Origin of the sequence: Sphaerisporangium sp. NPDC049003 (genome assembly GCF_043197795.1) — a bacterium.
Classification (GTDB): domain Bacteria; phylum Actinomycetota; class Actinomycetes; order Streptosporangiales; family Streptosporangiaceae; genus Sphaerisporangium.
Map to the genome: position 1 here is coordinate 1 of NZ_JBICTU010000055.1, position 24,949 is coordinate 24,949.

Genomic DNA, 24,949 nt, shown 5'->3' on the forward strand with positions numbered 1-24,949 from the left:
TGGACCCGGCGCGGATCGGGGTGTCGTTGTCGGAGGAGTTCCAGTTGCATCCCGAGCAGGCGACCTCGGCCCTGATCGTGCACCACCCCGAGGCCGGCTACTTCAACGTCTGACCTCGCGCGCCCAGACGGTACCGTCTTTCGGGTATCGCACGCGTTGTCAGGGGGTTGCGTGGACGCCGTCTTCTTCGACATGGACGGGACTCTCGTCGACACCGAGAAGCTCTGGTTCCAGGCGGAGTCACAGGTGATGCGGCGCCTCGGCGCGGGGTGGACCGCCGCCGACCAGGAGAACCTGCTCGGCGGCTCCATGCCGTCGACCGTCGCCTACATGCTCCGGGCGAGCGGATCGAGCCGGGATCCCGAAGAGGTGGCGAGCTGGATGCTCGACGGCATTCTCGGCCTGCTCGCCGACGGCTTCGAGGTCATGCCGGGCGCGGCCGAGCTGCTGGCCGAGGTGCGCGCCGCCGGAGTGCCCGTGGGCCTCGTCACCTCCTCCAGCCGGCTGATGGCGGACGCCGTGCTCGGCGGCATCGGGCGTGACACCTTCGACACCGTGGTCACCGGCGACGACGTCCGGCACTTCAAGCCCGACCCGGAGCCGTACCTGCTGGCCGCCCGCCTGCTCGGCGTCGACCCGGCACGCTGCGCCGTCATTGAGGACTCGCCGACCGGCGTCGCCGCGGGCACCGCGGCGGGGTGCGCGGTCGTGGCCGTTCCCACCGGGCCGGCCATCCCGCCCGCGCCCCGTCGCCTGGTCGTCGAGTCGCTCAAGCAGGTCGACGTGGCCGTGCTCCGCGACCTCGTGCTGTCCGAGGGCCCCGTCGCCTGACGGGTAAGCGGACCCAGATCATCTCGGCCGGCCCGTCCTCTCCTCCAGGTGGGGGACGGGGCCATCCTTGCGGAGGAGAGGCCCCGGCTCCATCGCGTGCCAGGATGGAGGGGTAAGCCATGACGAAGGGGGCGAGCCGTTATGTCCTTCGACCAGATCGCCTGGTTCCCGCTGTGCGCCGGGCTGACAGCGGTCGGGCTGGTGCTCGGCTTCCTGGCGTTCCGCAGGAGGGGCGCGGCGGCGGGCCTGCGGGTCAGCGCCTGGTCCCTGATCCCGATCGCGGCCTACCTCACCGGCGCGCTGCCGGCCGCGTGGAAGATCGGCACGGCCGTGGTGGGCTTCTTCACCGGCCTGGTCTTCTCTCCGGCGGTCTGGGCGGGCGTCGCCGTGGCCGGCCTTTCTGTGGTGCTGTTCCTGGTCTCGGGCGTGCTGCGCAGGAGGCGCGGGGACGCCGCCGCGCCCGCGCGGGAGGCCCGTACGGCGAAACAGGCCGCCCCCCGCGCGGACCAGGGCGCCGCCGCTCCCACCACGCCGAACCGCACGCTCCCGCAGAAGCCCGCCGCCTCCGCCGACGACGACCTCTCCGACATCGAGGAGATCCTCAAGCGCCGGGGCATCAGTTAGTCTCTGCGCGCGCCGGGCTCTCCAGGAGCCGGAGGAACCAGACGTTCTTGCCCATCCGGTCCGGGCCGGGGCCGACCCCCCACTGGTCGGCGAGGGCCTCCACGATCATCAGTCCCCTGCCGTGGTCGGAGTTCGTTCCCAGGTCGAGCCGGCGGGGCAGTCCCGCGCCGTTGTCGGTCACCTCTCCCCGGAGCGCTCCATCGCCGGCGCGCAGCGACAGCCGCACCGGGGGAGCGCCGTGGGCGATCGCGTTGCTCACCAGCTCGCTCACCATGAGGACCACGTCGTCCATCAGATCGGTCAGGCCCCAGCCCGTGAGCGTCCGCCGCACCATGTCCCGCGCCTTGGCGACGATCGCCCGGTCGCCCGGGAGTTCGCATGACATGGTCCGGTATCCCCGGGGAGTGCCGATCATCGATGCTCCTTGCCTGCCGTTCGGCGTGCGCCATCACGAGCAGATACGGCCTCAGAAGGGGTTACGTTCGGATAACACCGGCTCAGTCTTCAAGATCGGCCGATTGGACCTCCGGCGGCCTGGATATGATCACTCAGGCACGGCCCAGCCATGATCCACGCCCCCTCATGGCCGGCCGGCGGATCGCCTTCAGGCGCCGCATCCCCTGCGCCGCAGCGACTCCCTGCGGCGTGTCACGGTTCCAGGACACAACCAGAACAGCCCCCGGACATACCATCCAAGATCAACACGAATGAATTTCGCATGAATCACAGTTGAGCCACATAGCGCGCTCAGGTACTGGTCAGTGCAGCTCAGCACGTAGATTCTGCGTCCGGGGGCCGTACACGCGGCCTGCCTGAACATGGACGACGCTCGCCGGTCACCGGTGGCGGGCGACGCGTCAGACGGACAATGTCGTCTGGGATCCAGGGGGCCGACACTATGACCGCACCGCTCGACGTCTCCGGCACGGAGCTAGAGGCCGAGCCGGAAGCCGTGCTGGGAGGGTCGCAGGCCAAGGCGATTCAGGGCCGGTCGCTCGGCCAGATCGCCTGGATGCGCCTGAAGCGCGACAAGGTGGCGCTGGCCGGTGGCGGCGTGGTGATCTTCCTGATCCTTGTGGCCGTCTTCGCCCCGCTGATCGTCGGCTGGCTCGGGCATCCCCCGAACGACTTCAACCAGGACCTCATCAGCTCCGAGACGCTGGCGCCGAAGGACGGCACCGGAATCGGCTGGGACCACCTGTTCGGCGTCGAGCCCGTCAACGGGCGCGACATCTTCAGCCGCATCGTCTACGGCGCCCGGATCTCGCTGCTGATCGCCTTCCTCGCCACGCTGCTGTCGGTGGCGATCGGCACGATGCTCGGCGTCATGGCCGGCTACTTCGGTGGCTGGGTCGACTCGGTCATCAGCAAGACGATGGACGTCTTCCTGGCGTTCCCTCTGCTGGTCTTCGCCATCGCCCTGGCGGGCATCGTGCCCGACTCCGCGTTCGGCCTGTCCGGCGACGCGCTGCGCGTCTCGCTCCTGGTGTTCATCATCGGCTTCTTCAACTGGCCCTACATCGGGCGCATCATGCGCGGGCAGACGCTGTCGCTGCGCGAGCGGGAGTTCGTCGACGCGGCCCGCAGCCTCGGCGCGCGCGGGCCGTACATCATCTTCCGGGAGATGCTGCCCAACCTGGTGGCGCCGATCCTGGTGTACTCCACGCTGCTGATCCCGACGAACATCCTCTTCGAGGCCGCGCTGTCATTCCTCGGCGTCGGTGTGCGCCCGCCCACGCCCACCTGGGGCGGCATGCTGTCGGACGCCGTGCGCTTCTACACGATCCCGCACTTCATGTTCTTCCCGGGCATGGCGATCTTCATCACCGTCCTGGCCTTCAACCTCCTCGGTGACGGCCTTCGCGACGCCCTCGACCCGAGGGCCCGCTGAGTTCGACCTGTTTCCCCCGTAAGTTCCCTGGCTCCGACAACAAGGGGTTTGTACATGATGAGAAAGACCACACTGGGGGTGACCGCCCTAGGTGCGGTTCTCGCCCTGGGGCTGTCCGCCTGCGGTGGAGGCGGGTCGGCCACGCCGAGCCAGTCCGGCGCGGCGCCGGCCGGCGGTGACACCGCGAAGGCGGAGTTCAACGCCGCCCTCACGCAGGTGTTCAACCCTTCCGACAAGAAGGGGGGCATCCTCAAGTTCGCCAACGCCGGTGACTGGGACTCCCTGGACCCGGCCGACACCTACTACGGCTACTCCTGGAACTTCGTGCGCCTCTACGGCCGTGCACTGGTGATGTTCAAGCCCGCCCCGGGCAAGGAGAGCAGCCAGCTCGTCCCGGACCTCGCCGAGAACCTGGGCACCCCGAGCGACGACGCCAAGACCTGGACGTACAAGCTGCGGGCGGGCGTCAAGTTCGAGGACGGCACGCCGATCACCTCCAAGGACGTGAAGTACGGCGTCCTGCGGTCGCTCGACAAGGAGGTGTTCCCCGACGGGTATACCTACTTCAACGACACGCTCGACCTGCCGAAGGACTACAAGGGTCCCTACAAGTCCAAGGGCGTCAACACCGACAAGGCGATCGAGACCCCCGACGACCAGACGATCGTCTTCCACCTGAAGCAGGCCTACAGCGGTTTCGACTACTTCGCGCAGCTTCCCGCGACGATCCCGGTCCCCGAGGCCAAGGACACGGGCGCGAAGTACCGGGAGCACGTGATCTCCTCCGGGCCGTACAAGTTCGACAAGAACGAGATCGGCAAGGGCTTCAACCTGGTCCGCAACGACCAGTGGGACCAGGCGACCGACCCGAACCGCAAGGCGCTGCCCGACGGCTACGAGGTCTCGACCAACGTCAACGCCGACGACATCGACAACCGCCTGCTCTCGGGCGACCTGCACGTCGACATCGCCGGTACCGGCGCCCAGCCCGCCACCCTCGGCCGCGTGCTGACGGACCCGGCGCTGAAGGCCAACACCGACAACCCGACGATCACCCGCCTGTGGTACACGTCGATCAACGGCAACGTGAAGCCGCTGGACAACATCGACTGCCGCAAGGCCGTCGAGTACGCCGCGGACAAGGTCGCCTACCAGACCGCCTACGGAGGCGAGTTCTCCGGCGGTCAGATCGCCACGAGCCTGCTGCCCCCGGGCATCCCCGGCCACGCGGACATCAACCCGTACCCGTCCGGCACGGACAACCACGGTGACATCGCCAAGGCCAAGGAGGCCCTCACGGCCTGCGGCCAGCCGAACGGCTTCGAGACCAACATCGCCTACCGGGCCGAGCGCCCGAAGGAGAAGGCCACGGCCGAGGCGCTTCAGCAGTCCCTGAGCAAGGTCGGCATCAAGCTCACGCTGAAGCCGTTCCCGCAGGCCGACTACTACGCGCTCTACGCCGGCAAGCCGGGCTACGCCAAGGACAACAAGCTGGGCCTGGCCACCAACGGCTGGGGCGCCGACTGGCCCGACGGCTACGGCTTCCTGCAGCAGATGGTCGACAGCCGCGTCATCCGTGACAGCGGTGGTTCCTCCAACATCAGCGTCCGTGACCCCGAGGTCGACAAGCTGATCGACCAGGCCTCGCTGGAGACCGACACCGCCAAGCGCGAGCCTATCTGGGCGCAGATCGACCAGAAGGTCATGGACGACGCCTTCATCCTGCCCGGCCTGTGGGCCAAGAGCCTCCTCATCCGGGGCAAGGGCGTGACGAACGTGTACTTCAGCGACGCGACCGGCATGTACGACTACCTCAACATGGGCCTGCAGTAACAGCCCACACCATCCGATAGTCCGATAGACACGTGAACGCGGCAGGGGGCCGGCCGACAGGCCGGCCCCCGGAGCCGGGGGGACTGTGGTCACATACATCATCCGGCGCCTGATCTGGGGTGTCTTCATGCTCGCCATCGTGAGTGTGATCACCTTTGCCATCTTCTTCCTGGTGCCGCGACTGGCGGGCGCCACCTCTGAGAGCCTGGCCACCCGCTACGTCGGGCGTACGGCCAGCGCCGAGCAGGTCAAGATCGCCGCCGAGAAGCTGGGCTTCAACGACCCGCTCATCGTGCAGTACGGACGGTTCGCCAAGGGCATCGTCGCGGGCGCCGACTACGACTACGGTCCCGGCGTGGAGCGGTGCCCCGCGCCGTGCTTCGGCTACTCGTTCCTCACCCGGCTGCCCGTGTGGCCCGACCTGCTGAACCGGCTGCCGGTGACGATCTCGCTGGCCCTCGGCGCGGCGGTGATCTGGCTCGTGGCCGGCGTCGCCACAGGAGTGGTCTCCGCGCTGAGACGCGGCAGCTTCTTCGACAGGGCGGCGATGAGCATCGCGCTCGCCGGCGTCTCTCTACCGATCTTCTTCACCGGCATCGTCTCGCTGGTGGTCTTCAGCTACGGCCGCCCGCTCGCGTTCGCGGCGCCGGGCGGCAGCTTCACCCCGTTCTTCGACAACCCCGCCATGTGGGCCTACAGTCTGATCCTGCCCTGGATCACGCTGGCCTTCCTGTACGCCGCCGGGTACGCGCGGCTCACGAGGTCGGGCATGCTTGAGACGATGAACGAGGACTACATACGCACGGCCCGGGCCAAGGGCCTCACCGAGCGCGTGGTCGTGTTCAAGCACGGCCTGCGCGGCGCGCTCACCCCGATCCTGACCATCTTCGGCCTCGATCTCGGCCTGCTGATGGGCGGCGCGGTGCTCACCGAGAGCACCTTCTCCCTGCCGGGCATCGGGAAGTACGCCATCGACGCGATCACCAACCAGGACCTGCCGAAGGTCATGGGCGTCACGCTGGTCGCCGCGTTCTTCGTCGTCATGGCGAACCTTGTCGTGGACCTCCTGTACGCGGTGGTCGACCCGAGAGTGAGGCTCACGTGAGCGAGCGAATCACCGGGCAGAAGAGCTTCCTTGAGCTCAACGACCTGCGCATCCACTTCCCGACCGACGACGGCGTGGTCAAGTCCGTCGACGGGCTCTCCTTCCGGCTGGAGCGGGGCAAGACCCTCGGCATCGTGGGCGAGTCCGGGTCCGGCAAGAGCGTCACGAGCCTCGGCGTCCTCGGCCTCCACAAGGGCACGCGGGCCAGGATCTCCGGTGAGATCTGGCTCGACGGCGAGGAGCTGGTCTCCGCGACGCAGGAGCACGTCCGCACCCTGCGCGGCAAGAAGATGGCGATGATCTTCCAGGATCCGCTGTCGGCCATGCACCCCTACTACACCGTGGGCGCGCAGATCATCGAGGCGTACCGGATCCACCACAAGGTCGGCAAGGCCGTGGCGCGCAAGCACGCGATCGACATGCTCGGCCGGGTGGGCATCCCGCAGCCCGAAAGGCGCGTCGACAGCTACCCGCACGAGTTCTCGGGCGGCATGCGCCAGCGCGCGATGATCGCCATGGCGCTCTCGTGCGACCCTGAGCTGCTGATCGCCGACGAGCCGACCACGGCTCTCGACGTGACCGTCCAGGCGCAGATCCTCGATTTGATGCGCGATCTGCAGCAGGAGTTCAACTCCGCGCTCATCATCATCACCCACGACCTCGGCGTGGTCGCCGAGCTGGCCGACGACATCCTCGTGATGTACGGCGGCAAGTGCATCGAATACGGCGGCGCCGAGGACATCTTCGAACGTCCCGAGCATCCCTACACCTGGGGCCTGCTCGGATCGATGCCGCGGCTCGACCGCGAGCGCACCGAGCGGCTGATGCCGATCAAGGGCACTCCGCCGTCCCTGATCAACGTGCCCGACGGCTGCGCCTTCCACCCTCGCTGCGCCTTCGAGGGCCGCACCGAGGGCCGTGCGAGGACGCGGGTGCCCGAGCTCCTGGAGACCGAGGGCGGGCACCTGGTGCGCTGCCACCTGACCCGGGACGAGCGGCGCGGCATCTGGGAGAACGAGATCAAGCCCAACCTGGAGTCCGCGTGAGTGAGTCGCCCGAGCCTCTGCTGTCCGTCCAGGGCCTGGAGAAGCACTTCCCGATCACCAAGGGGCTGATCAAGCGCCAGGTCGGAGCCGTCAAGGCCGTCGACGGGCTGTCCTTCGACGTCCGGAAGGGCGAGACCCTCGGCCTGGTGGGGGAGTCGGGCTGTGGCAAGACCACGACCGGCCGCCTGATCACCCGGCTGCTGGAGCCCACCGGCGGGAAGATCCTCTTCGAGGACAGGGACATCACCCACTTGTCCCAGGGCTCGCTGCGCCCGCTCCGCCGGGACATGCAGATGATCTTCCAGGACCCCTACAGCTCGCTCAACCCGCGCCACACCGTGGGCGCCATCGTGGGGGCGCCGTTCCGGATCCAGGGCGTGAAGACCGAGCACGGCACCAAGAAGGCCGTGCAGGACATCCTGGAGCTGGTCGGGCTCAACCCCGAGCACTACAACCGCTACCCGCACGAGTTCTCCGGCGGTCAGCGGCAGCGCATCGGCATCGCCCGCACGCTGGCGCTCAAGCCCAAGCTCATCATCGCGGACGAGCCGGTGTCGGCGCTCGACGTGTCCATCCAGGCCCAGGTGGTCAACCTCCTGGAGGACCTGCAGAACGAGCTCGACCTCACCTACGTGGTCATCGCGCACGACCTGTCGGTCGTCCGGCACATCAGCGACCGGGTCGCGGTCATGTACCTCGGCAAGATCGTCGAGGTCGCCGACCGCAAGGACCTGTACGAGTCGCCGATGCACCCGTACACCACCGCGCTGCTGTCGGCGGTGCCGGTTCCGGACGTCAAGCGGCGCACCGAGCGCGAGCGCATCCGCCTGCAGGGCGACGTGCCGAGCCCGATCAACCCGCCGCCGGCCTGCCGGTTCCACACCCGCTGCTGGAAGGCGCAGGAGATCTGCAAGACCGTCGAGCCGCCCCTCGCGGAGCTGGCCACCGGTCACCAGGTCGCCTGCCACTTCCCCGAGAACGCCCCGAAGGACGCCGTGCCCAGCGACGCCGGGGCGCCGGTCCCCGCCTGAGCCCTCGGGCGCATCCCAGACCTCCGGGTACGGCCGCTCCGGCCGCGCCCGGAGCGCCTGTCAAGGGATGGCGCCCGGGGTGATCAGCCCGGTCTCGTAGGCCAGCACCACGGCCTGCACGCGGTCGCGCAGCGCCAGCTTGGTGAGCACGTTGCCCACGTGGGTCTTCACGGTCGTCTCGCTGACCACCAGCTCCGCGGCGATCTCGGCGTTGGACATCCCCTTGGCGATGAGGCGGAGCACCTCCAGCTCGCGCTCGGTCAGCCGGTGGACGCGGGCCGGGGTGGCCTGCTGGTGCGCCGAGGGCAGCCGCGCGGCGAACTTGTCCAGCAGCCGCCTGGTCACGCTAGGCGCCACTATCGCGTCTCCGGCCGCCACCACCCGGATCGCCTGCACCAGCTCGTCGGGGGGCACGTCCTTCAGCAGGAACCCGCTGGCCCCGGCCCGCAGCGCCTCCACGATGTACTCGTCCAGGTCGAAGGTGGTCAGCACCAGCACGCGGGGCACGTGGGCGCCGGGCGCGGCGTCGCGCACGATGCGCCGGGTGGCGTCGATGCCGTCCACCCCGGGCATCCGGATGTCCATGAGCACCACGTCGGGAAGCAGGACCCTGGACTGATCCTGCGCCGTGGCCCCGTTGCCCGCCTCTCCCACCACCGTCAGGTCGGGCTCGGCCTCAAGGATCAGCCGGAAGCCGGTGCGCAGAAGCGGCTGGTCGTCGACGAGCAGCACACGGATAGTCATTTGTCAGTCCTTGAGGGGGAAGCGTGCCCGTACCTCGAATCCGCCCCCCTGGCGCGGGCCGATCCGCAGGATTCCACCATAAAGGGCAACCCGCTCGCGTATGCCCACCAGACCGTGCCCTTGCCGGTCGTCGGGGCCGCGCGTGAACTCGCCCGTACCGCCACGCCCATCGTCCTCCACCTGCACCAGCAGCTCGCTCTGCTCGTGGCGTACGGTCACCCAGGCCCGCGCCGCCGGTCCCGCGTGCCGCAGGCTGTTGGTCAGGGCCTCCTGGATCAGGCGGTAGGCGGCCAGGTCGATGCCCGGGGGCAGCAGCCGCCGCTCGCCCTCGATCCAGAGCTGGGCGCGCAGCCCCGCCTCGCGCATCTGGTCGACCAGCCCGGGGAGGTCACCCATGCCGGGCTGCGGCGCCAGCTCGCCGGTCTCCCCGTCGGTGCGCAGCACCCCGACGATGCCCCGCATCTCGCGCATCGCGGTCCTGCCCATCTCCTCGATGGCCACCAGCGCGTCCTTGGCGGCCTCGGGCCGCGTGTCCAGCACCTTGCGGGCGGCGGCGGCCTGGACGGTCATCACGCTCACGTGGTGGGCCACCACGTCGTGCAGCTCGCGGGCGATGCGCGACCTCTCCTCGGCGCGGGCGGCGCGGGTGTCGGCGTCCCTGGCCCGCTCCAGCCGCTCGGCCCGGTCGACCAGCTCGGCGAGGTACGCGCGGCGCAGCCGCACCGAGCGGCCGACCACCCACACGGCCACGGCGACCACGGCGGCGAACGTGTGCTGGGTCCAGTCGCCGTGCTGGCCGGCCAGGAGCATCGCGACGGCGTACGCCAGCGAGCTGACCGCGGCGGCCACCAGGCTGAGCGCCAGGCCACGGTAGGCGGCCACGGTGTAGAGCAGGATGAGCGAGACGAGCCCGGCCACCCCGCTGTCGTAGTTCAGCGCGGTCAGGACGATCTGGGGAAGCTCGGCCAGGCAGAGCAGTGCGAAGGGCCAGCGCCGGCGGAGGACCAGCGGGAGGCACGCCAGCAGGATTAGCGTGACGCTCAGCGCGCTCGGGGGCCTGACGGGGGAGGAGCCGCCGGAGCCGAGCAACTCGGCCGCCACGAGGGAAAGCCCTGTCACCACCACCGCGAGCGCCGAGTCGCCGAACAGGGGATGGGATCTCAGCCATGCTCGCGGACTGCCGGGGGTGGTGCGCACTCTCTCAATTTAGGACGTCTTCGCTGTTGGCCACCCTGCTCAGGATGGATATCGCCCTCATCCCGCAGAAGGACGCGCGCCCGGCGCGCGGTGTGATCCCCGCCGGGCCGTACCTGGCCGCCGCTCCCGGGCACCGGGCCCGCACGACCGCCCGTGGGGTCGTACGGGCCGGGCCCGGACGTCACACGTCGAGGTGGCCGTCCTTCACGCGCCTGCTGAAGTCGGTCCACTCGCCCGCGGTGAAGACCAGCGCGGGGCCGCCGGGGTCCTTGCTGTCACGGACGCCGACCCGCGCGCCCGGCAGGGCGGCGACCTCGACGCAGTCGCCGCCGCTGCTGCCGGAGTAGGAGGATTTGAACCACGCGGCCTCGCGCAGTTCGTCGTTCAGGTGGTCCATCGCTCTATCGTCTCCCTGATCAAGTCGAGCGACGCGCGCTGGGGGAGCGCCTCAGCGCGGATCACTTCGTATCTGGTCGTGAGATCCTCGACCGCTTCCGCCCGGTCGACGACCTGGCCGTGACCCGCCGACTCCAGGTAAACCGTATCGGGGACGCCTCGGGTCTGGGCGATGATGAATCCTCCTTCGAGCCCTGTGGTGGAGTACGCGCTGAGCGGCAAGATCTGGACGGTGATGAACGGAAGAGTGCCCGCCTCCAGCAGGCGGGTGAGCTGGTCGGCCATCACCTCGGCGCTGCCCACGGGCCTGTGGAGCACGCCCTCGTCGAGCACCGCCCAGAACATGGGAGGCTCAGGGCGCTCGAAGACGCGCTGCCGCTCGATGCGCGCGGCCACGTGGTCCTCCACCTGCTCGGGGGTCACCCGGGGCTCTCCGAGCAGGATCGCCCGGGCGTACTCCTCGGTCTGCAGGAGCCCCGGGACGATGAGCGGCTGCCAGGTGTGCAGCGTGCCGGCCTCGCGCTCGACGTCCAGCCAGGGGCGGAACCAGGCGGGAGTGGACGCGCGGTTGATGAAGGGCCACAGCCGGAGCAGGGCCCCGTCGAGTTTGAGCGCCTCGTCGCAGCGCTCGGCGAAGTCGCGGGAGGGGGTGCGCCTCGCGGTCTCCACCATGCCCACCAGGGCCAGTGAGAAGCAGATCTTCTGGGCGAGCTGCTCCATCGTCCAGCCTGCGGCTGTGCGGTGTCGCCGCAGCTCATAGCCGAAGAGCGCTTGAGGGGAGGCGCTCGGGTCAAGCTCACGGGGGGCGGGCATCATCGCTCCTTCCACTGGGTCCGGCGGCGCTCGGGTCTCCCACACCTCGTTTCACACGATGTGTCGAATACAAAATGGAGGCGACTGGGTACCGAGAGTAGTCGGCAGGCGGCAGTCTGGGAAGGGCGAACGGTCGGCGGCCGGGTGAACCGTGGAGGCGATGACGAACATGCCACAGCATCATCGTGAACGTGTGGAATCGCGGCGTCCAGAGCGAACGCCGGCTGATTCGCCCGCGACGGCGGGGGCCGTGCCGGCCGGGGGCGGGCGCGGCCCCCGCCGCCGCGAGGAGGGCCGATGATCTTCCCTGTCTACGACCGATCCGGCGTCCCGGAGGAACAGCGGCACGCCAATCTGGAGACGGTGAGGCGCGTGAGGAAGGTCGTGGCCGACCTGGTGGAGGCCGAGCGCCGCAAGCGGCGGGCCGAGGGATTCATCGCCTCCTGGGACCTCGGCCGCGAGGAGCTCGACGAGGCGGCGGCCGCCCTCGGCCTCCCGCCCCTGCAGGACGAGGAGTGGGAGGCCATCCACGGCTCCAGGTGAGCGGGCGCGGCGGGAGGCCCGGTCAGAGCTCGTCGGTGGCGGCGCGCCGTGAGCCGCGGGTGGCGTCGCCGGGGCGGCGGTCGGGAACCGGCGGCGGGGTGCCGCCCCACTCGGGGCAGATGGCCTGGTAGTCGCACCAGTCGCACAGGCGGCTGCGCCGGGCCCGCCACTCGCGGCTGGTGAGCGACCGCTCGATAGCCTCCCAGAGCGCCTGAACCTTGCGCTCGGTCGCCCGCAGGTCGGCCTCGTCGGGGGCATAGCGCAGGACCTCGCCGTTGCCGAGGTACATCAGCTGGAGCAGCCGGGGGACCGTGCCGTGCAGGCGCCACAGCACCAGGGCGTAGAACTTCATCTGGAACAGCGCCTTGGCCTCGAAGTCGGGGCCGGGCGCGCTGCCGGTCTTGTAGTCGACCACGCGCAGGTCGCCGCTCGGCGCCACGTCGAGCCGGTCGATGTAGCCCCGGAGCATCAGCCCGCTGTCGAGCACGGACTCGACGTACAGCTCGCGCTGCGCGGGCTCCAAGCGGCTCGGATCCTCCAGGGCGAAGTAACGCTCCAGCATCTGCCGCGCCTGGCCGAGCCAGCGGTCGTGCTCGGCGTCGTCGTCGAACAGGGTGGAGTACTCGGGGGTGTGCTCCAGCAGACGCGTCCACTGGGGATCGAGCAGGGCCTGGGCCGCGGCGACGGTGCGCTCGGCGGCCGGCAGGTCGTACAGCCGCTCCAGCACCGCGTGGACGAGCGTGCCGCGGACGGCCGCGGGCGAGGGCCGCTCGGGCAGCTGGTCGATCACGCGGAAGCGGTAGAGCAGCGGACATGTCATGAAGTCGCCCGCGCGGGAGGGGGAGAGAGTGCCGATCACCGCGGGCGGCTCCGAAATGCTCATGCCGGAACTGTAGGTCAACCGGCCGACACTTTCTGCCGGGGGCGTCTACGTGATCGGCCGATCCCCGCCCGGAGGCGCGTAGCATCTAGGCACAAGGAGGAAGACGACAATCATGAGCACCCAGACCCCGCAACGGCCTGAGTCTCCGGGGCTGCGCATGGGACGCCCTTTCGGCATCCCCGTCTACGTCTCGCCGACCTGGTTGATCGTCGCGGCGTTCATCACCTACACCTTCCAGCCCGAGGTGGCGAGGAACCTTCCCGGCAGGGACACGGTCACCACCTACCTCGTGGCCTTCGCGTTCGCCGTCTTCCTCTACGTCTCGGTCCTGCTCCACGAGCTGGCGCACTGCGTGGTGGCCCGTCACTTCGGGCTTCCTGTGCGCCGCATCACGCTCTACCTGCTCGGAGGGGTCTCCGAGATCGAGCGCGAGCCCGAGACCCCGGGCAGGGAGTTCCTCGTCTCCTTCGCGGGCCCGCTGCTGTCCCTCGGGCTGGCCGCCATCGGCTTCGTCGCCAGCGGGTTCATCCCCGAGGGCACCATCCCGCACGTCCTGGTCTGGCAGCTCTGGGGCTCCAACTTCATCGTGGGCCTGTTCAACCTGCTTCCCGGCCTGCCGCTCGACGGCGGCCGCATGCTGCGGGCGGGGGTGTGGAAGCTCACCCGCAACCCCGGCTCCGGCACGATCACCGCCGCCTGGTTCGGCCGCGGGCTGGCCGTCGCCCTGGTCGTGCTGTCGGTGGGCGGGCCCTATATGGTCGACCAGGAGCTGAGCTGGGGCACGCTGCTGTGGGCGGTGCTGCTGGCCTCCTTCATCTGGATGGGGGCGACCCAGTCGCTGCGGGTGGCCAGGGTGCGTGCCCGCATGCCGCAGGTCCAGGCCCGCTCGCTCGCCCGCAGGGCCATCCCGGTGACCGCCGAGGTGCCCCTGGCCGAGGGCATGCGCCGCGCCAGGGAGGCGCAGGCGGGGGCGATGGTGATCGTCGACCACGACGGGCACCCGATCGCGATCGTCAACGAGGCGGCCGTCACCGCGACGCCCGAGCAGCGCAGGCCGTGGGTCACCGTCGGATCGCTGGCGCGCAGCCTTGAGCCGTCGCTGGTGCTCCCGGCCGACCTCGCGGGAGAGTCGCTGCTCGACGCCATGCGCGGCGCCCCCTCCGGTGAGTACCTGCTGGTGGAGCGCGGGGGCGACGTCTTCGGCGTGCTGGTCACGGCCGACGTGAACCGCGTCTTCTCCGGGGTCTGACGCTTTCTCGCGCGCGGCTCTTCGCAGGCCCGGCGGCGTGACCGTTTCGTGGGGGATGCCACAGGCAGGTAAGGTCTCGGATCGGTGAAGGCGCGAACCTCCGGCACCGGTCAGGCGTCTGATCAAGGGCGCGCACGGCGGGGGCTGCCGGGGGAAGATCGCCGCTTTGTCCCACTCGTTTTCCGTGCGCGCCCGGACTACTGTTCGATCAGCCGATCCGGTCGGCCATGCAGGTTAGGAACGTTCGCATTGCCTACGCCTCAAACACCTCCCGCCGGTGATCTCACGCCGGAACTGCTGGGCGCGTCCGAGTGGAGCGACCAACTGGTCGCCGCGGCGGGCATCCCCATGTACGACATCCCCTTCCTCACCGTGGGCGGTGGCATCGGGTCGTTCGTCACCCTCGACTACCTCCGGGTCTACGGCGTCCCGACCTCGCAGATGCGCGTCGTGTCGAACATCGACCACCCGTGGCAGACATACGAGTTCCTGACCCGGTGCTCCCAGATCCCCCGGGGGGAGCGCATCCGCTCCGACTCCTCCTCCAGGCCCGACAACCTGTGGGGCTTCCCGTCGTACGCGCTGGAGGAGGCCTGGCGCGACAAGAACCTCGGTCACCTGTTCCAGATCGCCACCGAGCCCATCATGAACGACTACTGGACCCCGCGGGCCGGCACGGTCTTCCACAACCTGGAGCGCGAGGCCAAGCGCATCAACTACTGGGACATGCTGGTCAAGGGCCAGGTCCGCATGGTGCGGCGCAGGGCGGGCGGCGGCTATTTCACGGTGGTCACCCCGCCCGAGGGCGCGGCGCCCACCAAGCGCATCGTCTTCCGCTCGCGGTTCGTGCACGTCGCGATCGGCTACCCCGGCCTGAAGTTCCTGCCCGACCTGCAGGAGTTCCGGCAGAAGTACGGCGACTACCAGCACGTGGTGAACGCCTACGAGCCCCACGAGCAGGTCTACGAGTTCCTTAAGACCCGTCCGGGCACGGTCGTGATCCGCGGCGGCGGCATCGTCGCCTCCCGCGTGCTGCAGCGGCTGTTCGACGACCGCGAGAGGTTCCACCTTCAGACGCAGATCATCCACATCTTCCGCACGTTCGTGACCGGCTCCCACGGCCCCCACCTGTGGAGCCGGCGCAAGGGCGGCGACGGCTGGGCCTACCAGGGCTTCAACTATCCGAAGTCGGTGTGGGGCGGCCAGCTCAAGGCGGAGATGCGCAGGCTTGAGGGCCCCGCGCGCGCCCAGAAGTACAAGGAGATGGGCGGCACCAACACCCCCAAGCGCAGGCACTGGCAGGAGCAGATGCGCAGGGGCCGCGCGGGAGGCTACTACCACGCGGTCCAGGGAACGGTCGAGCGGGTCGAGCCCGCGCCCGACGGCCGCATGCTGAGCTTCGTGCGCAGCAAGGACGGCACCGTCCGCGAGCCGGTCTCCGACTACATCATCGACTGCACGGGCCTGGAGGCCGACATCGCGGAGCACCGCCTGTTCGCCGACCTGCTCCAGCACACGGCCGCCTACCGCAACCCGGTCGGCCGCCTCGAAGTCGAGCGCCACTTCGAGGTCAAGGGCACCGCCAGCGGCGACGGAGCGCTCTACGCCTCCGGCTCGGCCACCCTCGGCGGCTACTTCCCCGGTGTCGACACGTTCCTCGGCCTGCAGATCGCGGCCCAGGAGATCGCGGACGACCTGGCGAGGCGCGGCTTCTGTCGAAAGATGGGCCCGATGCGCTCGACCTCCCAGTGGTTCAAGTGGGCTTTCAACAAGCCCGTCTAAGGAGAATCCCCCCGTGGTTCCAACTCTGTTCGGCCGTATCCAGACGCGGCTGTTCCTTCTTGCCACCGTGGGCGTGGTGATCACGGCGCTGATCGTGCCCGTGCTGCCCGGCCTCTCCGGCCCGCTCTCCCAGGACTACCGCGTGGGGTTCCTGGTCCTCGCGGCGGTCGCCGTGCTCGGGGTGCTGTGGGAACTGCTCTACCACTTCCTCATGCAGTTCCGATGGGAGAAGGACTGGCCCACTCTGTTCGGTTTGCTCACACTCGTGCCAGAAGGACTTCTTCTGTTCTTTTTGCTACGGTCCGGTGCCATCGGTAGCGTCATCGACCCGGTTCCGCCCGCCGCGGCCTTCTGGACCCAGTTCGTGGTCGTCTGGATCTGTGTTTGGCTGGTGGCCAACGGTCCGATGCGGGTGCCGTTCATCCGGTGGCGTTTTCGGGGAGGGAGAGTTCTGTGACGGAGCAAGGCGTGGGGGTGGCGCGTCCGCTTCCCGGCAACGGGTTGATCGCCCATCTGGGCGGCCTGCTGCTGGTGTGCGACGCGGCCGACGCCGTCGCGGACGAACTGCTGGCGGCGGTGCAGGAGACCGCCGCCGGTGGCGGGGACGGCCGGGCGCTCGCCCGGCGCGCCGCTCAGGTGCTCGCGCGGTCGATGACGGCCGAGCCGATCTCCTGCGCCGTCGCCGGCCGCGCGGGCGGCGGCATCGCGGTGCTGGTCAGCGGCGAGGCACAGGCCCTTGTGACCGGGTCGGGCGCCGACGTGCTGCTCGACGGCAAGGACGCCCTGACCTGGACCGACCGCCTGGTTCCCGGCCCGGTGGCCACGGTCGAGCTCCGGCTGCCCGGCGCCGGGCGCCCGATCGGCAGGGCGCGCCTCGACGCGGGCGTCATCTCCGGCGGCGGCCTCTCCTGTGATTTCAGCGAGGCCGGCGACCCGGTCGCGCCCATGACGGCGGCGCCGCCCGTGCCCGTGGCGGGTTCGGCGGCGTACGAGCCGCCCCCCGCGTACGAGCCGCCCCGGCCCGTCCATGAGCCGATGGAGCCGGAGCCGTATCGCGCGCCGGAGCCGGTGGCGCCCGAGTCCCCCCACCTCGCGGAGGGAGCCGTCTCCTCGGCCCTCGCGATGGACCAGGGGCCCGCCATGGCCGCGCCGCTCCCCGTCGAGACCCCGCCGCCTCTCCCGTTCACCCCGCCGCCGCCCCCCGTCACCTCGGCGCCGCACCCGGACCCTTCCCCGCCCCCCGGGCGCCACTTCGAGCCGGCGCCCGCCCTGACGACCGACCCCGGGATGGCCGCCGCGGGAGTCAGCGGGGCCGCGGGCGGGCCGCCTCCGCACGAGGAGGCGCCCGAGTTCGAGTCGTTCCTGCTGATCGACGGGCCCGAGGGCCCGCCCGAGCCGCCGGGCTCGCTGCTGGAGCCAACCGAGGCCGGTCCGGCCCCCGAGCCGCTGAGCCGCCCGATGGTCTACGGCGTCGACTGCAAGAACGACCACTTCAACGACCCCCGCGTCCCCTACTGCGCGGTCTGCGGCATCGCCCTGGTGCAGCGCACGCTCGTCCCGTACAAGGGCGAGAGGCCCCCGCTCGGGGTGCTCCTGCTCGATGACGGGCTGACGTTGCGCCTCGACAGCGACTACCTGCTCGGGCGCGACCCCGAGCGCGCGGCCGAGGTCACCTCGGGGGAGGCCCGGCCGGCCAGGGTCACCAGCCCCGACGGGTCGGTCTCCCGGCGTCACCTGCGGGTCCGGCTCGACGGGTGGGACGTCAACCTGATCGACCTGGGCTCGGTCAACGGCACCCAGGTCCAGCCGCCCGGCGATCCCAACTTCTACGACATCCCGCCGAACGAGCCGGTGCCCGTCCTGCCCGGCACGACGGTGCGCATCGGGGTGTCCCGCACGATGCGCTACGAGTCGCACCGCAAGGCGTAGCCGGAGCACCGCGAGGCTCAGCGGAGACGCGAGCCTCAGCGGGGAACCGGAAGGCGCGGCCGCACGGGTCCGCGCGAGAGGGCTGAGCGCTCCCGTCCGGCGGGGGTGCTCAGCCCTCTGGCGTCAGCGTCAGATCCCGGCCCTCACCGGGGTGACGGCCTCCCACTCGACGGGGTCGGCGTCCTGCTCGGCGCGTACGAGCAGGTGCGCGCCCTGCGGCGGGGCGGCGCCCTCCGGGGCGACCACCAGCGCCCCGGCGGGCGCCTCGGCCGCCGAGGTCGCGTCCACGCCGAGCCTGGCCAGGCGCTGGGCGAGGGAGGCGCCCTTGCCCCGGCCGATCACGACCAGCGGGCGGCCGGTGGCGAGGGCGAGCTGGAGGGCGACGTGCGCGGCGGCGTCCCCGGAGCCGTGACGCACCGCCACCGGCCCGGCGGCCTCGTAGGCCCCGGGCAGGACGGTGACGGTCCTGCCGGTCGACTCGGCGAGGATCCGCTCGTACCCGGGGGCGTCGTGCGGGACCACCACGAGGTCGGGCCGCGCGCTGACGACGAGCCCTGGGAGGTCGGCCGCCGGGTCCGCCGAGAACCGCGTCACCACGCGCGCCTCCGGGCCCCGCTCGCGCACCCCGGCGGCCAGGCCCTCGAGGGCGCCCAGCGTCTCGGCCATCTCCGCCAGCTCGGACGACAGCCCGGTGCCGACCTCCAGGCGGCCGTGGGGATAGGGCTCCAGGTGCCCGAGGACCACCTCCGAGGGCGTGTTCGCCGCCGCCAGGGTGGCGGCCAGCCCCGCGAGCGGCTCGGCGTCCACGGGCCGTCCGGGGACCACGGCGAGCACGCGATAGGAGGCGGTCACCCCGAGCGCGGCGCGCTCGGCCTCGGCGATGTCCCTGGCGATCCGGCGGTCGGGGTAGATGCGCCGCAGCAGCGGGCCTGTCATCGCGGTGGTGAGCAGCGCCATGAGCACCATGAGGGAGTACAGCTCGGGGTCCAGCACGCCCTTCTGCAGGCCGACCGACAGGATGACGATCTCGGTGAGGCCCCGGGTGTTCAGCAGGGCGGCCAGCGCGGACGCCTGGCGCACCGGCACCCGTCGCAGCCGCGCGCCGAGGTAGGAGCCGGCCAGCTTCCCGCCGATCGCCACCGCCAGGATGGCGGCGAGCACGCCCAGGCTGGAGACGGTCAGCGTCCGCAGGTTCACGTTCAGCCCGGACACCACGAAGAACATCGGCAGCAGCAGGAGCACGGTGAGCTGCTCCAGGCGCTCCAGGATCTGGTGGTTGAGGCGCTCGGCGCCCTCGCGCGGCATCACCGCGCCGAACAGGAACGCGCCGAAGATGAAGTGGACGTGCATCCACTCGGTCGCCCAGGCCGAGGCGACGAGACCGATCAGCACGACCGAGAGCAGGCCCGGCGTCAGCCGTCCCGCCCGCTCGAAGGCCGGCACGAGCCGCGCCAGCAGGGGCCGTACCACGAAGAACATCACCGCGGCGTACGGCACGGCGAGCAGCACCTGCCACTGACCGCTCGCCGCCTCGGCGCTCGCGATGCCGACCACGACGGCGAGAACGGTCCAGGCGAGGACGTCGATGATCGCCGCGGAGGCGAGCGCGAGCCCTCCGAGCGTGGTGCGGTGCATCTCGCGGTCGGTCAGGATGCGCGCGAGGACGGGGAACGCGGTCGCCGACATCGCCGCCCCGAGGAACAGCACGAACGCCAGGGTGTTGCCATGGGCGTGCTTCCCGGCCAGGGCGAGCGCGAGCAGCGTCCCGAGCACGAACGGCACGACGGTGGAGCCGAGCGAGATGCTCGCCGCCACCTTGCCCTTGCCCCGCACCAGTTTCTGGTCGAGCTCCAGCCCGACCACGAACATGAAAAGGATCAGCCCGACGTCGGCGAGGGCCGTCAGCGCGGGACGCATGTCTGGACCGAACAAATCGTCGCCGATCCAGGGGCCGAACAGCGTGGGCCCCAGCAGGATGCCCGCCACGATCTCGCCGATCACCGGGGGCTGGCCGAGGCGCTTCGCCAGCCAGCCGAGGAGCCGCGCGGCGGCGAGCACGATCACAAGGTCAAGAAGCAGCACTTCCACGTGCAGCATGCGACATCGTCCCCGTAGGTAAAAATACGCTTATCGAAGCCCCGATAATGGTCAGCGCGACGTTACCGTGACTTGGGGGGCGCCGCGAGGCCCGGCACCGCATGCCGGGCCGATCTGTGCGTGCTGACGAGAGGAACGCAAGTGGAGGGCATCGCCGACTACGAGTTCGTCCGGCCGCTGGGAGCGGGCAACCATGGCGAGTTCTATCTGGCGAGGAAGCCGAGGCGGTTGCCCGTCGACGCGGAGTACGTCACCGTCAAGGTCGTGGGGGGAACGGGCCAGGACGCGTTCAGGCGGGCGGCCCGCGAGCTGAAGGCGTTCGCCGCCGTGCGCTCGCCCTTCCTGGTGACGCTGTACGACGCCGGGCAGCAGGGTGGAGTTTTCTACTACTCCATGGAGTACATCGCCGGCGGGTCGCTCGCCGTCCCGGCCGAGAGGCCGTCGCGGGAGGGCGCCCTGCGCGCGGTCGCGTGCGCGGCGCGGGCCGCCCAGGCCCTGCACGAGGAGGGCATCGTCCACAGGGACATCAACCCCGGGAACGTTCTGCTGACACCCGACGGCGGCAAGCTGTCGGATCTCGGCCTGTCCCAGGTGCTGATGCCGGGCGCGACGATCACCGGCATGGGCGGGCTCACCTCGGTGGAGTTCACCGACCCCGCGCTGCTGCAGGGGGAGCAGCCGTCGCCGGGCGGCGACGTGTGGGCGCTCGGCGCGACGTTGCACTGGACGATGACCGGTCAGGGCCTTTACGGCGAGCTGCCGACCCACGACCCGCTCCTGACGCTCAGGAAGGTGTACATCACCCCGCCGTCCATCAGGCCCGAGCTGGAGCCGGAGCTGGCCGAGCTGGTGAGCTCGTGCATCGGCGACGTGGCCAAGCGCCCCACCGCCTTCGGCCTGGCCGACCGGCTGTACCAGCTGTCCTCCTGAGAGGGCGGGGAGCGGACGCTAGCCTCGCGCGGCCCGCTCTATGACGTCGGCGAGCTCCCGCTCGGTGAGCACGCGCGGCTCGCCGACCATCTTGGCCCGCACGTAGACCGAGCACAGCCACTCCAGCAGCCGCGCGCCCGAAAGGGCCTGGTCGAGGTCGCCGCCGACGGCCACGGCCCCGTGGCTTCCCATCAGGGCGGCCTGCTTGCCCTCCATGGCCGCGCGCACGTGCTCGGCGAGCTCGGGGGTGCCGTAGGTGGCGTAGGGGGCCACGCGGATGACACCGCCGAGCAGCAGCGCGTTGTAGTGGATCGGCGGCAGCTCGGTCATGGTCGCGGAGACGATCACGGCGTACGTCGAGTGGGTGTGCACGACCGCCGAGGTGCCGGTGCTCTGGTAGATCGCCAGGTGCATGGGCACCTCGGAGGACGGCTTGAGGTCGCCCTCCACCGCGTTTCCCTCCATGTCCAGCACGGGGCAGCCGGCGGGGGTGAGCCGGTCGAGCGCCACCCCTCCGGGGGACACCGCCACCAGGTCGCCCCGGCGGACGCTGATGTTGCCGGAGGTCCCGAGCACGAGCCCGGTGTCCACCATCTGGCGGCCGATCTCGCACAGCCGCTCCCGCTCCTCGGCGAGCTTCATGTCGTCCTCATCGTTCTCGCGGTCCTCGGTCTCGTCGTTCCTGGCGATGTGGCGGGCGCGTTCATGTGGTCAGGCGCTCCAGCTCGGCCGTCATGAGACGGTGAAGGGTCTCGGGGGAGAGCCGGTCGGGATACAGCAGGCGGTGCACGCTGAGCCCGTCGACCAGGGCCAGCAGGCGCTCGGTGACATCGTCCAGATCGTCGCCCGTGGTGATCTCGCCGGCCTCCGCGGCGGCGTCGAGGAGGGTGCGCACGAGGTAGCGCAGCTCGGCGGCCTCCTCGCGCTGCACCTCCAGCAGCGTGCCGCCCGCGAGGCTCCTGCCCCAGAACCCCACCTCCAGGGCGGTCTCCTGGGCCCGTTCCTCGTCGAGGGGCAGGTTGTCGGCGAGCACCTCGCGCAGCGCGGACAGCCCGGTGCGACCGGCGAGCCTGCCCTTCAACCGGTGCACGATGCGGCGGTGGGACGACCTGAGCGCCGACAGCAGGATGTCGTCCTTGTCGGCGAAGTAGTGGGTGAGGACGCCGTTGGAGTACCCCGCCTCCTTGGCGATCGCCCTAGTGGTCGCCGCCTCGATGCCCTCGCGCAGGATGACCCTGCGGGCGGCGTCCACGACCTCCTCGCGGCGCTCCTGGTGATTGACGATCTTCGGCATCCCTGTCCCTTCCCGAGGCTTGACATTTTAGTCGGGCGCCCGTCTATTATCCGGCAATCTCATACATTCAGAAGGACCAGACATGACCGTCGTCACGCTCGGGGTTCACATCGTCGACGTGCTGGCCAGACCGGTGGAGTCCATCCCGGAGGGCCAGGACACCCACCTGCTTGAACAGATCCGCGTCACGGCCGCGGGGGCCGCGGCCGGAACCGCCGTCGACCTCGCCAAGCTCGGAGTGCCGGTCGCCTCGGCCGGGGCCGTCGGGGACGACGAGCTCGGCGACTTCCTCGTCATGATCATGGGGCGGCGCGGGGTGGACGTCCGCGGCGTCGTGCGCAAGGCCGGCGAGCAGACGGCCGCGTCGATCCTGCCCATCCGCCCGGACGGCGGCCGTCCCTCGTTCCACGTGCCGGGCGCCAACCTCGGGTTCTCGCTCGCCGACCTCGACCCGGGCCTGCTCACCGGGGCCGAGGTCGTCCACCTCGGCGGCATGGACGTGACCTGGGGGCTGCACGACCCGGCCTTCTTCACGCTGCTCGGAGCGGCGCGGCAGGGCGGGACGCGGATCACCATGGACCTGCTGTCCAACATGCCCGACCTCATGCCGGGGGCCCGCGCCTTCCTGCCCCACGTCGACTACTTCCTGCCCAACGAGGAGCAGGCGCTGATGATCACGGGCGCCTCCGATGTGGAGGAGGCGGCGGCCAAGCTGCTCGCCGAGGGCCCCGCAGGGGTGCTCGTCACCCTCGGGAGCGAGGGCAGCCTGGTCGCCACGGCGTCCGGCCTCACCCGCGTGCCCGCCCGGGAGGTGCCGGTCGTGGACACCACCGGGTGCGGCGACGCCTACTGCGCCGGGTTCATCGCGGGGCTGCTCGGCGGCCGTGACGTCGTCGCGGCGGCCCGGCTCGGCACGGCCGTGGCGGCCAGGGTCGCCGGGGGGCTGGGCTCCGACGCGGGACTCGACGGCCTGTCCGTCGCACTCATCGAAGCGGACGCGGAAGACACCGAAGGGATCTGAGCACATGTCGTCTGACGCACACCTCAGGGACAGGGCGGCCAAGGTCATCCCGGGGGGCATGTACGGCCACCTCAACGCGGCCATCTTCGCCCCCGGCTTCCCGCAGTTCTTCGTCCGGGGCGAGGGATGCCGCCAGTGGGACGCCGACGGGCGGGAGTACGTCGACCTCATGTGCAGCTGGGGGCCGGTCATCCTCGGCCACCGGCACCCGCGCGTGGAGGAGGCCGCGGCCGTGCAGCAGGCCGCAGGGGACTGCCTGAACGGGCCGGGCCCGGTCATGGTGGAGCTGGCCGAGCTGATGGTCGACACCATCCCCTCGGCCGACTGGGTGATGTTCTCCAAGAACGGCACCGACGCCACGACCCAGGCCCTGATGGTGGCGCGTGCCGCCACCGGGCGCAAGAAGGTGCTGGTGGCACACGGCGCCTACCACGGCGCCGATCCGTGGTGCACCCCGAGCCTCGCCGGGACGACGCCCAGCGAGCGCGCCGACCTGATCGAGTACCCCTACAACGACCTGGCGGGCGCCGAGGCCGCCGCCGCCCAGGCAGAGGGGGACGTGGCCGCGATCATCGTGACCCCGTTCAAGCACGACTCGTTCGAGGACCAGGAGCTGGTGGACCCCGCGTTCGCCCGCGGCCTGCGCGCGCTCGCCGACCGCATCGGCGCGGCGCTGGTCGTCGACGACGTCCGCGCCGGCTTCCGGCTCGACCTGCGCGGCTCCTGGGAGCCCCTCGGCGTGCGGCCCGACCTGACGGCGTGGAGCAAGGCCATGGCCAACGGGTACGCGATCGCGGCCGTCACCGGCACCGACGCCCTGCGCGGCCCCGCCCAGACGCTCTACTCCACCGGGTCGTTCTGGTTCTCCGCGGTGGCGATGGCCGCCGCCAAGGCCACCATCGAGACGCTGCGCGACACCGGCGGCGTGGCGTTGATGGAGCGGGCGGGCTCCCGGCTGCGCGACGGCCTCGCGGCGCAGGCGGCCTCCCACGGGTTCGTGATCAACCAGACCGGTCCCGTGCAGATCCCGTGGCTGTCCTTCGAGGGGGACCAGACCCTGGAGAAGGCCATGTTCTGGTCGAGCGCCTGCCTCGCGCGGGGCGTCTACCTTCACCCCTGGCACAACTGGTTCCTGTCGGCGGCGCACACCGACGCCGACATCGACAGGGCGCTCGCGGGCACCGACGCCGCGTTCGGCGAGCTGCGGGCCAAGTTCGGCTCCGACTGAGACGCGCGGCCCCCTGAAGAGGTATCAGGACGGCGCCTGCCCGCTCTTGATACGCGAGACGGCCCAGCGGCACCGGCCGGGGTGGCGTCTCGGAAAGCGGGAGCCATGGATGCGCAGGCGGAGACGCGGCCGTACACGCGCGTGGACAGGCTGGTGACACCGGGGGAGTTCGCCTGCCCCGGGTGCGGCGCCGTGTCGCGGCCCGGCCCGATGGGACGGGCGCTGTCCGGCGGAGCCGGGACCGGGGCGGCGTCATGGGAGATGTGGCTGCGCGGCCGGGGGGACGAGGTCACCGCGATGGTGCGCGTCGGCGGGCGCGTCACCGAACGCAACGGCACCGGCGAGGTGGACGTCGTCGCCATGCTCGCCGACGCCTGGCGCGCGGCCGGCGGCTAGGCCCTGTTTCGAAGTCGGCTGAGTGACGGCGTGTCGCGCCCGGACAAGCAGAGAGGTCTCCGGTAAAGGGTTCATCGACCAAGAAG

General features: G+C 70.8%; 26 protein-coding genes. 17 read left to right on the top strand and 9 right to left on the bottom strand.

Features of this window, described 5'->3' with window-relative positions; all coding sequences use genetic code 11:
• The 3 genes from ACGFIV_RS35065 to ACGFIV_RS35075 all read left to right on the top strand — a co-directional run.
• A partial coding sequence (locus ACGFIV_RS35065; RefSeq protein ID WP_392839374.1) for a vitamin B12 dependent-methionine synthase activation domain-containing protein occupies positions 1 to 113 on the top strand: 113 nt, incomplete at its 5' end.
• Positions 114 to 171: 58 nt separating this feature from the next.
• Positions 172 to 831 carry an HAD family hydrolase gene (locus ACGFIV_RS35070; RefSeq protein WP_392839355.1) on the top strand — a complete coding sequence of 220 codons (660 nt, stop codon included), beginning with the start codon at positions 172 to 174 and terminating at the stop codon, positions 829 to 831.
• Positions 832 to 972: 141 nt separating this feature from the next.
• Entirely contained in the window at positions 973 to 1,455 is a 483-nt protein-coding gene (locus ACGFIV_RS35075) for a cellulose synthase (RefSeq protein ID WP_358557879.1), read from the top strand.
• Here the strand turns inward: ACGFIV_RS35075 and ACGFIV_RS35080 are convergent.
• Positions 1,448 to 1,870: an ATP-binding protein gene (locus ACGFIV_RS35080; protein ID WP_358557877.1), complete on the bottom strand. Its 423-nt coding sequence runs from the start codon at positions 1,868 to 1,870 to the stop codon at positions 1,448 to 1,450. The two genes, ACGFIV_RS35075 and ACGFIV_RS35080, sit on opposite strands and share 8 nt — an antisense overlap.
• Before the next feature lie 483 nt (positions 1,871 to 2,353).
• Here ACGFIV_RS35080 and ACGFIV_RS35085 point away from each other — a divergent pair, with 483 nt between their 5' ends.
• The 5 genes from ACGFIV_RS35085 to ACGFIV_RS35105 all read left to right on the top strand — a co-directional run bounded on the left by ACGFIV_RS35085 (position 2,354) and on the right by ACGFIV_RS35105 (position 8,361).
• Positions 2,354 to 3,346 (top strand): ABC transporter permease, encoded by a 993-nt coding sequence (locus tag ACGFIV_RS35085; protein WP_358557875.1) that lies wholly within the window; start codon positions 2,354 to 2,356, stop codon positions 3,344 to 3,346.
• 57 nt (positions 3,347 to 3,403) lie between these two features.
• Positions 3,404 to 5,179 carry an ABC transporter substrate-binding protein gene (locus ACGFIV_RS35090; protein WP_358557873.1) on the top strand — a complete coding sequence of 592 codons (1,776 nt, stop codon included), beginning with the start codon at positions 3,404 to 3,406 and terminating at the stop codon, positions 5,177 to 5,179.
• 85 nt (positions 5,180 to 5,264) lie between these two features.
• Positions 5,265 to 6,284, top strand: a complete 1,020-nt coding sequence (locus ACGFIV_RS35095; protein ID WP_358557871.1) for an ABC transporter permease — start codon at positions 5,265 to 5,267, stop codon at positions 6,282 to 6,284.
• Positions 6,281 to 7,330 carry an ABC transporter ATP-binding protein gene (locus ACGFIV_RS35100; RefSeq protein ID WP_358557868.1) on the top strand — a complete coding sequence of 350 codons (1,050 nt, stop codon included), beginning with the start codon at positions 6,281 to 6,283 and terminating at the stop codon, positions 7,328 to 7,330. The genes ACGFIV_RS35095 and ACGFIV_RS35100 overlap by 4 nt, the downstream gene beginning before the upstream one ends.
• Positions 7,327 to 8,361 (top strand): dipeptide ABC transporter ATP-binding protein, encoded by a 1,035-nt coding sequence (locus tag ACGFIV_RS35105; RefSeq protein WP_358557866.1) that lies wholly within the window; start codon positions 7,327 to 7,329, stop codon positions 8,359 to 8,361. Before ACGFIV_RS35100 ends, ACGFIV_RS35105 begins: the two co-directional genes overlap by 4 nt.
• Before the next feature lie 60 nt (positions 8,362 to 8,421).
• Here ACGFIV_RS35105 and ACGFIV_RS35110 read toward each other — a convergent pair whose 3' ends face one another.
• The 4 genes from ACGFIV_RS35110 to ACGFIV_RS35125 all read right to left on the bottom strand — a co-directional run bounded on the left by ACGFIV_RS35110 (position 8,422) and on the right by ACGFIV_RS35125 (position 11,511).
• On the bottom strand, positions 8,422 to 9,105 hold the full coding sequence (locus tag ACGFIV_RS35110) for a response regulator transcription factor (RefSeq protein WP_358557864.1): 684 nt from the start codon (positions 9,103 to 9,105) through the stop codon (positions 8,422 to 8,424).
• A 3-nt stretch (positions 9,106 to 9,108) separates the two neighbouring features.
• The gene (locus ACGFIV_RS35115; RefSeq protein WP_392839360.1) at positions 9,109 to 10,302 is read right to left on the bottom strand and encodes a sensor histidine kinase; all 1,194 of its coding nucleotides are present in this window, start codon (positions 10,300 to 10,302) and stop codon (positions 9,109 to 9,111) included.
• A 181-nt stretch (positions 10,303 to 10,483) separates the two neighbouring features.
• Positions 10,484 to 10,699, bottom strand: coding sequence for a DUF397 domain-containing protein (locus ACGFIV_RS35120; protein WP_358557860.1), 216 nt, complete (start codon positions 10,697 to 10,699; stop codon positions 10,484 to 10,486).
• Positions 10,687 to 11,511, bottom strand: a complete 825-nt coding sequence (locus tag ACGFIV_RS35125; RefSeq protein ID WP_358557858.1) for a helix-turn-helix transcriptional regulator — start codon at positions 11,509 to 11,511, stop codon at positions 10,687 to 10,689. The genes ACGFIV_RS35120 and ACGFIV_RS35125 overlap by 13 nt, the downstream gene beginning before the upstream one ends.
• 297 nt (positions 11,512 to 11,808) lie before the next feature.
• On the opposite strand from ACGFIV_RS35125, the gene ACGFIV_RS35130 reads away from it, so the two are divergent.
• A complete protein-coding gene (locus tag ACGFIV_RS35130; protein ID WP_358557855.1) occupies positions 11,809 to 12,054 on the top strand; it encodes a hypothetical protein in 246 nt (81 codons plus the stop codon).
• 22 nt (positions 12,055 to 12,076) lie between these two features.
• Here the strand turns inward: ACGFIV_RS35130 and ACGFIV_RS35135 are convergent, their stop codons facing one another.
• Positions 12,077 to 12,937, bottom strand: a complete 861-nt coding sequence (locus tag ACGFIV_RS35135; RefSeq protein ID WP_358557852.1) for a PD-(D/E)XK nuclease family protein — start codon at positions 12,935 to 12,937, stop codon at positions 12,077 to 12,079.
• A gap of 112 nt (positions 12,938 to 13,049) precedes the next feature.
• Here ACGFIV_RS35135 and ACGFIV_RS35140 point away from each other — a divergent pair, with 112 nt between their 5' ends.
• From ACGFIV_RS35140 to ACGFIV_RS35155, 4 genes are all read left to right on the top strand, one after another.
• Entirely contained in the window at positions 13,050 to 14,186 is a 1,137-nt protein-coding gene (locus ACGFIV_RS35140; protein WP_358557849.1) for a site-2 protease family protein, read from the top strand.
• Between the two features lie 249 nt (positions 14,187 to 14,435).
• A complete protein-coding gene (locus tag ACGFIV_RS35145) occupies positions 14,436 to 15,968 on the top strand; it encodes a hypothetical protein (RefSeq protein WP_392839364.1) in 1,533 nt (510 codons plus the stop codon).
• A 13-nt stretch (positions 15,969 to 15,981) separates the two neighbouring features.
• Entirely contained in the window at positions 15,982 to 16,425 is a 444-nt protein-coding gene (locus tag ACGFIV_RS35150) for a hypothetical protein (protein ID WP_358557844.1), read from the top strand.
• Positions 16,422 to 17,897: an FHA domain-containing protein gene (locus tag ACGFIV_RS35155; protein WP_392839366.1), complete on the top strand. Its 1,476-nt coding sequence runs from the start codon at positions 16,422 to 16,424 to the stop codon at positions 17,895 to 17,897. Before ACGFIV_RS35150 ends, ACGFIV_RS35155 begins: the two co-directional genes overlap by 4 nt.
• A gap of 129 nt (positions 17,898 to 18,026) precedes the next feature.
• Here ACGFIV_RS35155 and ACGFIV_RS35160 read toward each other — a convergent pair whose 3' ends face one another.
• Positions 18,027 to 19,994: a cation:proton antiporter gene (locus tag ACGFIV_RS35160; protein ID WP_392839368.1), complete on the bottom strand. Its 1,968-nt coding sequence runs from the start codon at positions 19,992 to 19,994 to the stop codon at positions 18,027 to 18,029.
• Positions 19,995 to 20,135: 141 nt separating this feature from the next.
• Here ACGFIV_RS35160 and ACGFIV_RS35165 point away from each other — a divergent pair, with 141 nt between their 5' ends.
• Complete coding sequence (locus tag ACGFIV_RS35165) at positions 20,136 to 20,924, top strand: protein kinase (protein WP_358560659.1); 789 nt, start codon at positions 20,136 to 20,138, stop codon at positions 20,922 to 20,924.
• An 18-nt stretch (positions 20,925 to 20,942) separates the two neighbouring features.
• On the opposite strand, the gene ACGFIV_RS35170 is transcribed toward ACGFIV_RS35165, so the two are convergent.
• Positions 20,943 to 21,566, bottom strand: coding sequence for a class II aldolase/adducin family protein (locus tag ACGFIV_RS35170; protein ID WP_358560660.1), 624 nt, complete (start codon positions 21,564 to 21,566; stop codon positions 20,943 to 20,945).
• 61 nt (positions 21,567 to 21,627) lie between these two features.
• Complete coding sequence (locus tag ACGFIV_RS35175) at positions 21,628 to 22,218, bottom strand: TetR/AcrR family transcriptional regulator (RefSeq protein ID WP_358560662.1); 591 nt, start codon at positions 22,216 to 22,218, stop codon at positions 21,628 to 21,630.
• Between the two features lie 82 nt (positions 22,219 to 22,300).
• Here ACGFIV_RS35175 and ACGFIV_RS35180 point away from each other — a divergent pair, with 82 nt between their 5' ends.
• From ACGFIV_RS35180 to ACGFIV_RS35190, 3 genes are all read left to right on the top strand, one after another.
• The gene (locus tag ACGFIV_RS35180) at positions 22,301 to 23,239 is read left to right on the top strand and encodes a carbohydrate kinase family protein (protein ID WP_392839371.1); all 939 of its coding nucleotides are present in this window, start codon (positions 22,301 to 22,303) and stop codon (positions 23,237 to 23,239) included.
• A 4-nt stretch (positions 23,240 to 23,243) separates the two neighbouring features.
• Complete coding sequence (locus tag ACGFIV_RS35185) at positions 23,244 to 24,467, top strand: aminotransferase class III-fold pyridoxal phosphate-dependent enzyme (protein ID WP_358560666.1); 1,224 nt, start codon at positions 23,244 to 23,246, stop codon at positions 24,465 to 24,467.
• A 105-nt stretch (positions 24,468 to 24,572) separates the two neighbouring features.
• Entirely contained in the window at positions 24,573 to 24,863 is a 291-nt protein-coding gene (locus ACGFIV_RS35190; RefSeq protein WP_358560668.1) for a hypothetical protein, read from the top strand.
• The last annotated feature ends 86 nt before the right edge of the window (positions 24,864 to 24,949 follow it).

Coding starts and splice junctions, on each gene's coding strand:
- ACGFIV_RS35075 (WP_358557879.1), top strand. CDS start 973: ATGTCCTTCGACCAGATCGCCTGGTTCCCGCTGTGCGCCGGGCTGACA.
- ACGFIV_RS35080 (WP_358557877.1), bottom strand. CDS start 1,870: ATGATCGGCACTCCCCGGGGATACCGGACCATGTCATGCGAACTCCCG.
- ACGFIV_RS35085 (WP_358557875.1), top strand. CDS start 2,354: ATGACCGCACCGCTCGACGTCTCCGGCACGGAGCTAGAGGCCGAGCCG.
- ACGFIV_RS35090 (WP_358557873.1), top strand. CDS start 3,404: ATGAGAAAGACCACACTGGGGGTGACCGCCCTAGGTGCGGTTCTCGCC.
- ACGFIV_RS35110 (WP_358557864.1), bottom strand. CDS start 9,105: ATGACTATCCGTGTGCTGCTCGTCGACGACCAGCCGCTTCTGCGCACC.
- ACGFIV_RS35120 (WP_358557860.1), bottom strand. CDS start 10,699: ATGGACCACCTGAACGACGAACTGCGCGAGGCCGCGTGGTTCAAATCC.
- ACGFIV_RS35125 (WP_358557858.1), bottom strand. CDS start 11,511: ATGCCCGCCCCCCGTGAGCTTGACCCGAGCGCCTCCCCTCAAGCGCTC.
- ACGFIV_RS35130 (WP_358557855.1), top strand. CDS start 11,809: ATGATCTTCCCTGTCTACGACCGATCCGGCGTCCCGGAGGAACAGCGG.
- ACGFIV_RS35135 (WP_358557852.1), bottom strand. CDS start 12,937: ATGAGCATTTCGGAGCCGCCCGCGGTGATCGGCACTCTCTCCCCCTCC.
- ACGFIV_RS35140 (WP_358557849.1), top strand. CDS start 13,050: ATGAGCACCCAGACCCCGCAACGGCCTGAGTCTCCGGGGCTGCGCATG.
- ACGFIV_RS35160 (WP_392839368.1), bottom strand. CDS start 19,994: ATGCTGCACGTGGAAGTGCTGCTTCTTGACCTTGTGATCGTGCTCGCC.
- ACGFIV_RS35170 (WP_358560660.1), bottom strand. CDS start 21,566: ATGAAGCTCGCCGAGGAGCGGGAGCGGCTGTGCGAGATCGGCCGCCAG.
- ACGFIV_RS35175 (WP_358560662.1), bottom strand. CDS start 22,218: ATGCCGAAGATCGTCAATCACCAGGAGCGCCGCGAGGAGGTCGTGGAC.
- ACGFIV_RS35180 (WP_392839371.1), top strand. CDS start 22,301: ATGACCGTCGTCACGCTCGGGGTTCACATCGTCGACGTGCTGGCCAGA.
- ACGFIV_RS35185 (WP_358560666.1), top strand. CDS start 23,244: ATGTCGTCTGACGCACACCTCAGGGACAGGGCGGCCAAGGTCATCCCG.
- ACGFIV_RS35190 (WP_358560668.1), top strand. CDS start 24,573: ATGGATGCGCAGGCGGAGACGCGGCCGTACACGCGCGTGGACAGGCTG.